This window comes from Comamonadaceae bacterium M7527 (assembly GCA_021044545.1).
Lineage (GTDB): Bacteria > Pseudomonadota > Gammaproteobacteria > Burkholderiales > Burkholderiaceae_C > RS62.
The window spans coordinates 1204419-1217465 of record CP087990.1; the positions used below are offsets into that span (position 1 = coordinate 1204419).

Annotated in this window: 10 protein-coding genes and 1 pseudogene; 7 read left to right on the forward strand and 4 right to left on the reverse strand. The window is 57.0% G+C overall.

From position 1 onward, the window contains the following. Nucleotides 1-57: 57 nt before the first annotated feature. From LN050_05780 to LN050_05790, 3 genes are all read left to right on the forward strand, one after another. Complete coding sequence (locus LN050_05780) at nt 58-1062, forward strand: LysR family transcriptional regulator (GenBank protein UFS57339.1); 1005 nt, start codon at nt 58-60, stop codon at nt 1060-1062. A 97-nt stretch (nt 1063-1159) separates the two neighbouring features. After that, the gene (locus tag LN050_05785; GenBank protein ID UFS55372.1) at nt 1160-2632 is read left to right on the forward strand and encodes a SulP family inorganic anion transporter; all 1473 of its coding nucleotides are present in this window, start codon (nt 1160-1162) and stop codon (nt 2630-2632) included. An 18-nt stretch (nt 2633-2650) separates the two neighbouring features. Next, entirely contained in the window at nt 2651-3529 is an 879-nt protein-coding gene (locus tag LN050_05790; protein ID UFS55373.1) for a universal stress protein, read from the forward strand. 96 nt (nt 3530-3625) lie between these two features. Here LN050_05790 and LN050_05795 read toward each other — a convergent pair. The 4 genes and pseudogenes from LN050_05795 to LN050_05810 form a co-directional block, all read right to left on the reverse strand. After that, nucleotides 3626-5196 (reverse strand): annotated as a pseudogene (locus LN050_05795) (cryptochrome/photolyase family protein). Further along, complete coding sequence (locus LN050_05800) at nt 5193-6599, reverse strand: DASH family cryptochrome (protein ID UFS55374.1); 1407 nt, start codon at nt 6597-6599, stop codon at nt 5193-5195. The pseudogene LN050_05795 and the gene LN050_05800 overlap by 4 nt, the downstream one beginning before the upstream one ends. 5 nt (nt 6600-6604) lie before the next feature. Beyond that, entirely contained in the window at nt 6605-6763 is a 159-nt protein-coding gene (locus LN050_05805; GenBank protein UFS55375.1) for a DUF2256 domain-containing protein, read from the reverse strand. A 95-nt stretch (nt 6764-6858) separates the two neighbouring features. Next, nucleotides 6859-7203 (reverse strand): DUF6172 family protein, encoded by a 345-nt coding sequence (locus LN050_05810; protein ID UFS55376.1) that lies wholly within the window; start codon nt 7201-7203, stop codon nt 6859-6861. Between the two features lie 203 nt (nt 7204-7406). Between LN050_05810 and LN050_05815 the strand changes: the two genes are divergently transcribed. The 4 genes from LN050_05815 to LN050_05830 all read left to right on the forward strand — a co-directional run bounded on the left by LN050_05815 (nt 7407) and on the right by LN050_05830 (nt 12539). After that, nucleotides 7407-8699 carry a Glu/Leu/Phe/Val dehydrogenase gene (locus LN050_05815; protein UFS55377.1) on the forward strand — a complete coding sequence of 431 codons (1293 nt, stop codon included), beginning with the start codon at nt 7407-7409 and terminating at the stop codon, nt 8697-8699. A 145-nt stretch (nt 8700-8844) separates the two neighbouring features. Next, nucleotides 8845-10293 (forward strand): transposase, encoded by a 1449-nt coding sequence (locus tag LN050_05820; GenBank protein ID UFS55378.1) that lies wholly within the window; start codon nt 8845-8847, stop codon nt 10291-10293. Between the two features lie 96 nt (nt 10294-10389). Further along, nucleotides 10390-10827 (forward strand): hypothetical protein, encoded by a 438-nt coding sequence (locus tag LN050_05825; protein UFS55379.1) that lies wholly within the window; start codon nt 10390-10392, stop codon nt 10825-10827. 215 nt (nt 10828-11042) lie between these two features. Next, on the forward strand, nt 11043-12539 hold the full coding sequence (locus LN050_05830; GenBank protein ID UFS55380.1) for an RNA-directed DNA polymerase: 1497 nt from the start codon (nt 11043-11045) through the stop codon (nt 12537-12539). Nucleotides 12540-13047 lie beyond the last annotated feature (508 nt).

Below are 13047 nucleotides of genomic sequence, written 5' to 3' on the forward strand. Positions count from 1 at the left end.
AAAGGTGAAACGCCTTGATGTCATCATTCAAATAATTTGAACGATAATTTGCTAATGATGCAAAATCAAAGAAGCGCTTTATCAACAGACAACTTGCATATGCTGGCTACAGTGGCCAGCAGCGGCAGCATGGCGGCGGCGGCGCGTGTGCTGGGCGTGGTGCCCAGCGCCTTGAGCTACCGGCTGCGCCAAATGGAAGACAACCTAGATGTGCTGCTGGTAGACCGCAGCGCCAGGCGTGCCCAGCTCACGCTGGCCGGCACCGAGCTATTGCGCGCCAGCGAGCACTTGCTGGGCGAGTTGGACGCCGTGGCCAAGCGCGTACAGCGCGTGGCCACTGGCTGGGAGGCACAGCTCATCATCGTGGCCGATGGCCTGGTTGACACGCAAACCATATTTGAATTGTTTGAGCGCTTCTACGAGCTGGGCGCACCCACACAACTCAAGCTGCGCGTAGAGACCATGACGGGCACAACAGACTCACTGTCCTCTGGGCACTCAGACTTGGCACTGGGCATAGTGTCCGAGCTCGCGCAATACGCCGGTATTCGCAGCGCGCCCTTGGGGCTTGTGCCTTTTGTGTTTGCGGTCGCGCCGCACCACCCACTGGCCTCAGCCAGCAAACCACTGACCGAGCAGCAGCGAATGGCCCACCGCGCCGTGGTGGTGGCCGACAGCACGGCGCGCGGTCCAGGCCTGACCGTGGGCGTATTGCCCGGCCAGGGCACGCTGACTGTGCCCACCATGGCGCTCAAGTTGCAAGCACAACTGCGCGGCTTGGGCTGCGGCTATTTGCCACAACCACTGGCGCAAGCCTACATAGATGCGGGACAGTTGGTCGAGAAGGCCGTAGACCAGCCACCACGTACTGCACGCATGGCCTACGCCTGGCGCAGCCCTAACAGCGCCGCACCCGGCAAGGCACTTGACTGGTGGCTCACCCAGCTCAAATGCCCAGTCACCCGGGACGCGCTGATGGGCATCAGAGTAGGCACCAGCCCACGCGCCAAGGCTGCGCCCAATGCGCCCAACAAGCCAGGCAAACGCAAGCCCCTAAAATAGAAGCCTTTGCCGCCCCACACGCTTTGAGCAGCGCTTGGGCTGCGCGCGCAAGGTGCACCGCCACCGCCCCCCTACAGCCAACACCACCACAAACACCATGAATCACTTACGCCAAGAATGGCTATCCAATACGCGCAACGACTTGCTAGCCGGCCTGGTCGTGGCATTGGCGCTTATTCCAGAAGCCATTGCGTTTTCAATCATTGCCGGCGTTGACCCCAAGGTGGGCTTGTACGCCTCGTTTTGTATTGCATTTGTCAGCGCATTCATGGGCGGGCGTCCCGGCATGATCTCGGCGGCCACTGGCGCCATGGCCTTGCTCATGGTGACCTTGGTCAAAGACCACGGCCTGCAATATTTGCTGGGGGCCACAGTGCTCACTGGTGTGCTGCAAGTCGTGGCTGGCTGGTTGCGCTTGGGCTCACTCATGCGCTTTGTATCGCGCTCGGTCATCACCGGCTTTGTCAACGCACTGGCCATTTTGATTTTTATGGCCCAGTTGCCAGAGCTCATAGACGTGAGCTGGGTCGTATACGCCATGACAGCAGCTGGCTTGGGCATTATTTATATATTCCCGCTGCTGACCAAGGCCGTGCCATCGCCACTGGTCACCATCGTGGTGCTCACTGCCGTGTCTGTTTATTTTGGCTTTGACATTCGCAACGTAGGCGATATGGGCGAGCTGCCAGACAGCCTGCCCGTGTTCTTGTTCCCAGATATGCCACTGACGTGGGAGACACTCACCATCATCTTCCCGGTATCCGCCACCATGGCTGTGGTGGGCTTGCTGGAGTCCATGATGACGGCGTCTATTGTTGACGACCTCACCGACACACCCAGCGACAAAAACCGGGAGTGTGTAGGACAAGGTTTGTCCAACGTGTTTGCAGGCTTCATGGGCGGCATGGCCGGCTGCGCCATGATTGGCCAGTCGGTGATCAACGTCAAATCAGGTGGGCGTGGCCGCTTGTCCACACTGACCGCTGGCGTGTTGTTACTCATTATGGTGGTGTTTTTGGGTGACTACGTCGCCCTAATCCCCATGGCTGCATTGGTGGCCGTGATGATCATGGTGTCTATTGGCACATTCAACTGGGCCTCGGTACGCAACCTGGGCACCAACCCCAAAAGCTCCAGCGTGGTGATGATTGCCACGGTAGTGGTGGTGGTGGCCACGCACGATTTGGCCAAGGGCGTTCTGGTGGGTGTGTTGTTGTCGGGCTTTTTCTTTGCGCACAAAGTCGGCCAGGTGCTGCGCGTAAGCTCTGTCGCCCAGGACGATGGCCGCGTGCGCCGCTACACCGTAGAGGGCCAAGTGTTCTTTGCGTCCAGCGAGCGGTTTGTGGCTGCGTTTGACTACAAGGAAGTGATTGAAGCTGTACGCATAGACGTGAGCCAAGCGCATTTTTGGGACGTCACCGCCGTCAGTGCTCTAGACAAAGTGGTGGTCAAGTTTCGCCGCGAAGGCACAGACGTTGAGGTCATTGGCTTGAACGAGGCCAGCGCCACCATGATTGACCGCTTTGGTACACACGACAAACCAGACGCTGCCCAAGCGGCTTTGCACTAATTACAAGGCAACGCAATCATGATCACAAACAACCAGAAAATCCTCGCCTGTGTCGACCAGTCTGACCACACCGACAGCGTCGCCCTTGCTGCGACCTGGGCAGGCAGACAACTGGCCGTACCGGTTGAGTTGCTGCACGTGCTGGACCGCCACCTGGAAACCGCACAAAGCGATGACCGTAGCGGCACCCTGGGCGTGGATGCACAAGAGGCACTGCTGGCCAACCTGTCCAAAGAAGACGCCTCACGCAGCAAAATGGCGCGCGAGCAAGGCCGCCTGTTTTTGGCACGCCTGCGCCAACAAGCTTTAGACGCTGGGGTGGCTAATATTGATGTGCGCCAGCGTCACGGAACTGTGGCGGGCACTTTGGCTGATTTGGCACCCAGCGCCAGCATGGTGGTCATGGGCAGACGTGGCGAGCGCACAGCAGCCAACACGCCCACCCGCGACATCAGCCGCACGGTGGCAGAGCTCATTCGCACACTACCCTGCCCGGTCATGCTGACCCCTGTTGCCTTTACGCCGCCCACCAAAGTGGTGTTGGCATTTGATGGGCGCAGTGCAGCACGCGAAGCGGTGCGTACCGTGGCCAGCAGCGCACTGCTAACAGGCCTGCCCATTCACGTGGTGATGTCTGGCGCACCGTCAGCAAATGCCGACGACAACAAGCAACTGAGCTGGGCACAGGCCTTGTTGCAAGAGCAAGGCTTCAGCGTCAGCACAGCCTTTGTGCCTGGCCAAGCCGCCGACGTGATTGCCAAGCAAATCGGCGAGCAAGGCGCAGACTTGCTGGTAATGGGCGTCAACACCCACTCGCCATTGCGCCAGTGGTTGTTCGGCTCCAAGGGCACAGACATACTGCGCAGCGTTGACGTACCCACGCTGATTGTTCGCTAAACAGCCCTGAAGCGCTCATACCCCACTTGAATGGGCGTCACGATGGCGCCCTGCGCAGCGGCGCAACAACGCAACAACGCAGCAACGCAGCACTGTCTACAACTGATCCAAATTGCCTGTTACGCGCTTGGCTTTATCGGCAATGTCTGACAGCTGCTGTGGCGTCATGCGGTCCAGGTTTTTGTAGACCATGCCCAGGCGAAAGTTGTTGCCCAGACGGTCTCTATGGCGGGCAAAAAAGTCCCAGTACAAAGCGTTAAAAGGGCAAGCCTTGTCGCCTAGCTTCTCGCTCTTGTTGTAGTGACAGCCTTTGCAGTAGTTGCTCATGCGGTCAATGTAGGCGGCGCTTGACACATAGGGCTTGGTCGCCAACAAGCCACCATCGGCATACTGGCTCATGCCCAGCGTATTTGGCAACTCAACCCATTCAAACGCATCAATGTAAACGCCCAGGTACCACTGGTGCACTTGCTGCGGTGACACACCGGCTAGCAACGCAAAGTTGCCTATCACCATAAGGCGTTGAATGTGGTGCGCGTAGGCGTGCTCCAGCGACTGGCCAATGGCGTGCTGCATGCAACGCATGTTGGTCTGCCCAGTCCAAAACCACTGTGGCAAATCGTTGTGACTGTCCAAGGCGTTGCGCTCGTCGTAGCCGGGCATATTGGCCCAGTACACACCGCGCACATATTCGCGCCAGCCCAGTATTTGCCTGATAAAGCCCTCTACCGCCTCAATACTGGCCACACCTTCTTGCAGCGCTTGCTCAGCACGGCGTATCACCTCCAGCGGCGAGAGCATTTTGACGTTAAGGGCAAACGAAATCAGCGCATGAAACAAGCGCCATGTATCTGTATGCATGGCGTCTTGGTAGCGACCAAAATTGGGCAGCACATGCTGCACAAAGTGCGTCAGTTGGGCCAACCCTCGTCACGGTTCACAGGCCAGCGAAACGCATCTGCTTGTGCGTTGCCAAACGACTGCACACCTGCACCTTGTATGGTGGCCCACAGCAGCGCGTGGTTGTGCAGGGGCCGCACGTCCTCAGGCTGGGCGGGGTCTGCATGCTTGGTGGTGGGGCCATGCCAAGTCTGGCGGTTACTCGCGTCAAAGTTCCACTTGCCACCCAGGGGCTTGTTGCCGCCTTCAAGCAGCACACCATGCCTGATACGCATGGCACGGTAAAACGTCTCCATCAGCCACGACTTTTTACCAGCAAATTGCTGCTGTACATCAAGCCTGTCTGCCAGGAAATGTTCGCTGCTCACGCTGCCAACCTGCAGCGTGGTTTGGTCTCGCCATGCATGTAACAAGGCGTCCAGGCGCCACTCATCTGGCGCCTGGCATTGCACCTGCGTGGCACCGATTTGCTGCGCTACGCGCTCCAGGTTGGCGGGTATGTCGTGCTGGTTGTCAACATCATCAATGGCGATGTAGTGCACGCGGTGGCCATTGGCCTGCAGCTGCGCACCCAGCGCACGCATGGCCGCAAAAATGCCCAACACTTTTTGTGCATGGTGCAGCACGTAGTCGGTCTCGCTGCGCACCTCCATCAGCACGTACACCACGGCATCGTCAACCGTGGCAAACCAGCTGTGTTGCGGGTTGAGTTGATCGCCCAATATCAGCCGCAAGCAGTTGGCTGGACGGGTTGTTGTGTCTGTCATCGGTTGGCCTGCGCCCAGCGCCGTGTGTAAGCGCCATCGGCGTCATAGGTGTTGGCCTGCCAGTCCACATCAAAGGCGCGACCGCCTTTGGGGTCGCTGCCCAGGCCGGCAATGTACAACCAGTTGCCTGTGTTGCTCATAACGTCAAAGTCAATGAGCGCGTGCTCAAACCAAGCCGCACCAATACGCCAATCGCCCTTGTACGTGTTGAGCCAATAGCTGGCCAGTATTTGACGCATGCGGTTGGATACGTAACCTGTCAACGCCAGCTCACGCATGCCTGCATTCACAAACGCATGGTCTGTCTGGCCTGTGCTCCATTGCTCAAACAGCGCGCGCTGTTGTTTGATGGGTGGTGGCTTATGGCCGCCTGCATCGGTCAAGCCCTTTGCGCGGTACATGGCGTGTCCGTGGCGCTTGTGTAGCCACCTAAAGTGCTCTCGCCACAACAGCTCAAAGCCTATCCAGTAGCTGCTGTTGGTGGCGCCGTGGGCTTGTTCAAACACCTTCAGCGCCTGCCACACCATGGTGGGTGAGACACAACCCTTGGCCAACCACGGCGACAGCTTGGTGGCATAGCCTGCGCCATAGGCCTCGCTGCGCATCAAGCCGTTGCGGCTGGCTTTGTAATGGTGTGCTTTGTGGTCTGAAAAATACCATTGCAAGTGCGCCTGTCCAGCGCGCTCACTCACCTGCAGCGCGCCGTCGAACTGCTCGGGCAGCTGCAAGTCTGCAACTGGGTGGTGCGCATGCGCAGCTGTGGCCAAGCCTGCAGGCACTTGAGGCGCAGGCGGCAACTGCGTGGGCGTAGGCACCAACGCACGCACAGGCATGCCAGTGCGTTCAACCTGCTGTTTAAATGCGGTGAACACAGCAGGCAGCTTGTGTAACGTGTCCGCGTGGCCAAACGCAAGCGCATCACCCAGCAGCAAGTCAGCGCTATCAAGCTCTACAACATCTTCAACCTCTGCAACCTGTAAAACGTCTATGGCGTCACGCAAGGCGCGAACGTCGGCCTGCTCAAAAGGCGCTGGAATGTGCTGCGTCAATACGCGCACCTGCACCTTGCCACCGGCCTTGTCTTGGGTGTTCTCTTGCACCAGTGTGTGCACCAGCTGCGCAATGGCTTGCACGCTGTCAACAATGTGCAGGGCTTGACCAAGAGCGGCTAGCTGTTGGTGCAAACCAGCCGTGGCTTGCTGCCATGTGGCCAGCCTGCGCGCGCTGCGCCGCTCAAATGGCAGCTGTGGCTGCGCTGACGTGCCTCCCCACGTGTGACCAGGTGAAGCCTGTTCGCGCACAGCAACGCACAACAAGGCATCGGCCCGGTCGGCTGCGGCTTTCAGCGTAGGGTTGTCGCCCACGCGAAAATCGTCTCTAAACCAAACAATGTGCAAACGCATGCCAACTACCCCTTGGGCTTGTCAGGTGCGCTGCCACGTGCACCGCTACAGCGTTTGGAGCAGTAACGCACTTGCTCCCAGTCACGCTCCCACTTTTTGCGCCAGCTGAATGGCAGGCCGCAATGTAGGCAGATTTTTTGGGGGAGGTCTTGCTTTTTGCGCATCACGGCGAGTATGCGGCAAGCCGCCTGCGCCTAGTGGTTGCGCCAGCAATACCTGAGTGGTGTGAACTGGCTCAAACCAATAGCTATGGCCATGGCTATGGCTGGTCAGCCTGATCGTTGGCTTGCTCGTCAGACTGGCCCCATGGCTGGGCCACGTTTTTGTACACGCGCGCTGTCGCAACTGGCTCAATGTGCGCAAACAAAGTGGTAGCACCAGCAGCCACCGTACTGTTGATCACCTCGGTGAGCTGCTGCGGGCGTACGTCTGCAGCCTGCGCCTCGCTTGCGCCCACCTTGCACACAAAATGCCAAAAATGTGTGCCCGCAGGCAAGGCTTTGTCACGACAACGCTTGATGTACTTGCGCACATCATTTTTGGCAGCGTCCAGCAGGCGATCAGGGTTTTTGCCTTCTAGGCGCAAGTCATATGTTTTCTTCATGCCGCCATTATCAGGCACAGGAGGCGTCTGGCCGTTCACAGCAGTGGCGTGTTGTCAGCTTAAACAAAGCCCAAGAAGCCTTAAAGCCTATGTTATGCGCCAAACGCATAACTTGTAAGAATCATAGCCTTGGACGACAAGACAAGTTAAGCCTACAGTCGCCGCCATAGGTTTTCCAACGCCAGTCGACCCATTAGGAATATATGTCGTCCAATAGCCACCTCAGCAATCTGCCCTCTTATTTAGACCCCAACAACCTGGGCCCATGGGGCGTTTATTTGCAGCAAGTCGAGCGCGTCACGCCCTACCTGGGCAGCTTGGCGCGTTGGGTCGATACGCTAAAGCGCCCCAAGCGCATACTGACCGTAGACGTGCCCATTCACCTGGACGACGGCAGCATTGCCCACTTCGAGGGCTACCGCGTGCAGCACAACTTGTCACGAGGCCCCGGCAAAGGCGGCGTACGTTTTCACCAAGACGTCACGCTGTCAGAAGTAATGGCCTTGTCCGCCTGGATGTCTGTCAAAAACGCCGCTGTCAATGTGCCATTTGGCGGCGCCAAGGGCGGCATTCGCCTGGACCCGCGCAAGTACTCAAAGGGTGAGCTGGAGCGCATTACCAGGCGCTACACCAGCGAGATTGGCATCATCATCGGCCCGTCCAAAGATATACCCGCACCAGACGTGAACACCAACGAGCAAGTCATGGCGTGGATGATGGACACCTACTCCATGAACCAGGGCGGCACGTCAACCGGCGTGGTCACTGGCAAGCCGGTGGACTTGGGCGGCTCTTTGGGCAGGCGTGAGGCTACGGGCCGCGGCGTGTTTACCGTGGGCATTGAGGCGGCCCAGCACATGGGACTCAAGATTGAAGGCGCGCGCTTGGCCGTGCAAGGCTTGGGCAATGTGGGTGGCACGGCCGCCAGGTTGTTTGCCCAAGCTGGCGCGTTGGTGGTAGCGGCGCAAGATCATGGCGGCGCCATTGTCAATGACAAAGGCTTTGACATGCCCGCGCTACTGGCCCACGTGGCCCAACAAGGCTCAGTAGCTGGCTTTGCAGGCGGCGACGCGGCAGAGCCTGACAGCTTTTGGGATGTGAACTGCGACATACTGATACCAGCTGCCCTTGAGGGGCAAATCACAGAGCACAACGCCAACCGCATCAAAGCCAAGCTCATATTGGAAGGCGCCAACGGCCCCACCACACCGCAGGCCGACGACATATTGAGCGACAAAGGCGTGGTCATCGTGCCAGACGTCATCGCCAACGCAGGCGGCGTCACGGTGAGCTACTTTGAATGGGTGCAAGACTTCTCTAGCTTTTTCTGGAGCGAAGACGAAATCAATGCACGCTTGGTACGCATCATGCGCGAAGCGTTTGACGGCGTGTGGCGCACCGCCAAGCAACACGCCACCACACTGCGCACGGCCACCTTTATCGTGGCCTGCACGCGCATACTGAACGCCCGTGAACAACGAGGTTTGTACCCCTGACAACAAGACAAGACCAGCCAGCGCCGTAGCGGCAGTGGCTGGCCTTGTCCATCATGGAATACGCGCATTGCACAAAGCCATTTGAGCGCTAAATAATTAAGAAATTGTTATTTTTTAGTCGTTTAATACTCATTAATGGTTTGTTATGCGTACAAAAGAAAACGCCCGCGTTAATACCCTGGGTTCAGTTGCAACAGCATTGCTACAGTCGGCGCCCAGTGCGCCCACACCACCCAAACCACCCGTAAGCTCGCCCACGTGGCCTGCACCCCCCACCAACCTGGCAACTGCACGCCCACAAGTCCAAGCTGCGCTGGCCGCCTTACACCGCACGCAGCTGGACTGCTTGAGCGCACGGTTTGAGCCCAAACACCCGCTGCTGTGTGACACACAGCACACCACGTATGAAGCAGCACGCAGCATGGACATTGCCGCGAGCCAGTTTCAACGGTTAGCGCTATTGCAGGCAAACACCAACATTCAACCCAATAGTTGCTGCGGCCAGCATCCGGCATTACGCACCACCCACGACCACCTCGCGCACCGTGAACGCTTGGCGCAAGTGGCCTGGCTTGCATTTGGCAAGCACCAACCCTTAACAGACATTGCCCAAACACTGGCGCAGCAAGGCGTAACCGTTACGCCAGACACACTGGGGCGTTGGATGGGCATGCTGACCCAAGCGCTGCTACCACTGGCGGCACGCTTGCAAACACAGGTGTTGCAAAGCAGCGTGCTGCACGCGCGCGAACAAACCATCCACGTACTGGCCCGCAATGGCGACCGCGTGCGCGCCTATGTATGGGCTTATGGCCCCAGCGCTGCGCAAGGACTGCAGGCCGTGATGTACAACCTAAACCTTGGGCGCAGCACCCAACAAACCAAACAAATATGGGGGCACTGCCCCACCCGCCACAAGCGCCAGCGCGGGTCAGAGCATGTACCGCCCAAACTGGCCTGTGTAATGGTAGATGACCACCTGCCTTACAAGCCCTTGTTTGAATCTGATACCGGCAGACCTTTTGTCACGGCGCTGGGGTGCTGGGCCAATGTAAAGCGCAACTTTGAAGCCCTGTTGGCCAACGCCTCCTGCACACTCGCTGCACAAGCCCTTGCCTACATCAATGACCTGTATGCAACAGAGCAGCACATACGCAATCGCCGCTTGTCAGCGTCTGCAGCGCTGGCCGCCAGGCAGCAACGCGCATTACCCACACTCCATGCCCTGCATGACTTGCTGCTAAAGCACGACGTGGTGTTGCGCTACACCATGGACCCCAAACTGCTGGCCATCAAATACTGCCTGAACCGTTGGGACGCATTGCAACGCTATGCACACAGCGGCCACTTACCCATAGACAACACGCCCATGCGCAACCTGGAATGGCCTTGGGCGCAGCCCAACCACCACCGGCTTTTTGCAGGCAGTGCATCCGCCGGGCAGCGCGCCGCTGCCATGATGAGCTTGCTCACCTCCGCCCAACTCAATGGCCTAAATCCGCAAACCTACATCGCCAAGGTCATACAACACATACCGCCATCGGGCACATTCACCAACACCCAGCTTGATGCGCTACTGCCCACCAATGGCTAGCGGCAGCAGCGCCTACTCGCGCCCACTGACCCAACCGCCCGCTTATGGGCGGTGCTTTTCAAACACACAACCAACACACATAAAAAAGGGAAATTCATGACAACAGACAGCGACAACCTATACCCCGAACCCGGCAGTTCAATGGATGCAGGCAGCGGAACCATTGTCTTAGGCCAACAAGACGGCCTTACCGAAAATTCTGCGGTTGAATTCACGCTGCAATCAGACCAGACGGTAGACATTAGCCAGCTTTACCTGGGAGACGATGACTCCACCTGGGAAGTCAGACAACTGAACGGCACCACCAAACTTTGTGCAGAAGGTGACCCGGCGGCAACCTATTACAACGACGACCCCGGACACAACACCTTTACAACCGATGGAACCCTAGGCCAGATACAAAGCATTGCCGGCCCGGACAATGACGTTGCCCCCATCACCCTCGTACCCGACCAGGCGGGTACCGCAGTCATAGGCGTTCGCCCGCAATGGGATGTTGTAAATGGCCGGTATTACAAAATCAAATTCAAGTAACCGCAGCTGAACCAGCCCGGGGGTTGAGAGGCAGCTTGGTTTAAGTGGCTGTGCTTGCTGGTGACGACCCAGCCAATTGCCGGCAGTTTTTGTCTTTTGGATTACCGGGCCGATTCAACTAACAGGAAAAATAAGTGTCCAGAATATCCTGCACTATCCCGTTTATTTCGCAAGGTTTGCGAGGTACATCACGTTAACCATTATTCAGCTCTCCAATGCCTAAAATCATCGAACTGTCCAACGCTGACGCTCGAGTCCACTTCCTTAAAGGCAGCAGCTACTTCAACGGTAATTTCCCTCCGTATATCAGCTTCGAGCCGCTTCTGTTGAGCGTAGCATCAGTGTTAAACGGTGGTGATTACCAAAGCTTCAAGTGTGCCAAGCCGCACGAGCTTCCCAACGTCAACTACAGCTTCACCGCCAACAAGGACGGACGCCTTGCCTGGCGGCCTCTTGAACTCATCCATCCAGCTCTTTACGTTTCTCTCGTGAATGCACTCACCACCGAAGCTAACTGGGCCACTGTGCAACAACGGATGGAGTCATTCAAGGGCGGCGTAGTTGAATGCTGCGGCGCACCACTATGCTCCAGTTATCACCAGACTGACGTCACAGCTCAAATACTTGGTTGGTGGCAAGCAGTTGAACAAAGATCTTTGGCCTACTCGCTTGAATACACACATCTGCTTCATACCGACGTCACCGATTGCTATGGTGCGCTTTACACGCACAGTATTCCCTGGGCACTGCACGGCCTAACCGCCGCGAAGGGTGGGAAAAAGGATCCGTCCCTGTTGGGTAACGTCATGGATTCACACATTCAGGCAGGTCGATATGGTCAAACAAACGGAATCCCACAAGGATCCGTACTGATGGACTTCGTGGCTGAAATCGTTCTCGGATACGTTGACTCAATGATTGGCGACGCACTTGGGAATCCGACTGACGTACGAATTCTTCGATACCGCGATGACTACAGAATCTTCTCGAACAATCAAGAACGCGGCGAAGAAGTACTGAAGATCGTAAGCGACAAATTGCGGTCAGTTGGGATGCGGCTAGGCGTCTCAAAGACGATCGCCTGCAACAATGTTATCGAGGGTTCCGTTAAGCCTGACAAGCTTGCGGGGATCGCACTACAAGATCTTGATAGCGCCAATGCGAAAACAATTCAGAAGCAACTTCTTCGTCTTCACGCGTTTGGCCGCCACTATCCGAATAGTGGCGCTCTAAAGCGGCTTGTCAGCGAGTTTCACTCGGGTATAACAAAACAGACTGACTGCCCCGACGACCTAGACGTACAGGTAGCTATCACCACGGACATAGCCTTCACATCCCCATCGACTATCCCCGCTGTTGCAGGGATACTTAGCCACCTCATCTCTCTGGCGCCGAGCGACGAGAAGTCGGAACTTTGGTCAAGAGTCCGCGGCAAGATGGCTCGCGTGCCATACAACGGATACTTAGAAGTCTGGATGCAACGGGTCATCAAGCCGAAAGCTATTGGCATTGCGTTCGAGAGTGAGGAACCAATCTGTCGAATTGTGAATAGAGACACACCTACTATTTGGGATTGCACATGGATCTCAAGCGCCGCACTGAAAAGTGCCATTGACGTAACGAAACTTGTAATTTCGGATCCGACTGAGGTAGATGAAGTGGTGCAGCCCGAAGAAGTCGAACTCTTCAAACAAAACGCCTTTTCCTACTAGCTTCGGTGAGATGACGCTAATTGCTCATTCACTCAAAGCCACTACGGCGATTACTTACGCGGCCAGTTAGCCCGAACGCTGAGCATTCGCTTTCAGCTGCCGTAAAAGGCCACTTATGGCAGGATCGGTCGATCCGTGTGTGAGTATCGTATGGCCTCAACTGCTACAAAGCCGTCATCAGACCGAACAAACTGGCTTATTCAAGAAAATCGCGGAGGGTCACGAAGGCAAAGCAGCGTCACCCCAAGGTGGAAAAGACAACAAATACAAGTTCCTATCCCCTTTACTGCTGCAGCGGCAAGGTCAAATCTATCGCCTGAAACCCGCATGGATCCTGGTCTAGGGCGAATTTTAGGCCCATTTACCGGGTGTCCCAGTGCGGTTGTTCCCCGGTAACGCCTTGGTTACCAATAGTCCTTGGTAGCGCTTACTACCGCCTAAACCCTTGATTTTCCAAAGAAAAAGGCCGCTAGGTGGTGATTCCTAGCGGCCTTTAAAAGTGGTTCTG

Coding starts and splice junctions, on each gene's coding strand:
- LN050_05820 (UFS55378.1), top strand. CDS start 8,845: ATGCGTACAAAAGAAAACGCCCGCGTTAATACCCTGGGTTCAGTTGCA.
- LN050_05805 (UFS55375.1), bottom strand. CDS start 6,763: ATGCGCAAAAAGCAAGACCTCCCCCAAAAAATCTGCCTACATTGCGGC.
- LN050_05780 (UFS57339.1), top strand. CDS start 58: ATGCAAAATCAAAGAAGCGCTTTATCAACAGACAACTTGCATATGCTG.
- LN050_05815 (UFS55377.1), top strand. CDS start 7,407: ATGTCGTCCAATAGCCACCTCAGCAATCTGCCCTCTTATTTAGACCCC.
- LN050_05810 (UFS55376.1), bottom strand. CDS start 7,203: ATGAAGAAAACATATGACTTGCGCCTAGAAGGCAAAAACCCTGATCGC.
- LN050_05825 (UFS55379.1), top strand. CDS start 10,390: ATGACAACAGACAGCGACAACCTATACCCCGAACCCGGCAGTTCAATG.
- LN050_05785 (UFS55372.1), top strand. CDS start 1,160: ATGAATCACTTACGCCAAGAATGGCTATCCAATACGCGCAACGACTTG.
- LN050_05830 (UFS55380.1), top strand. CDS start 11,043: ATGCCTAAAATCATCGAACTGTCCAACGCTGACGCTCGAGTCCACTTC.
- LN050_05790 (UFS55373.1), top strand. CDS start 2,651: ATGATCACAAACAACCAGAAAATCCTCGCCTGTGTCGACCAGTCTGAC.
- LN050_05800 (UFS55374.1), bottom strand. CDS start 6,599: ATGCGTTTGCACATTGTTTGGTTTAGAGACGATTTTCGCGTGGGCGAC.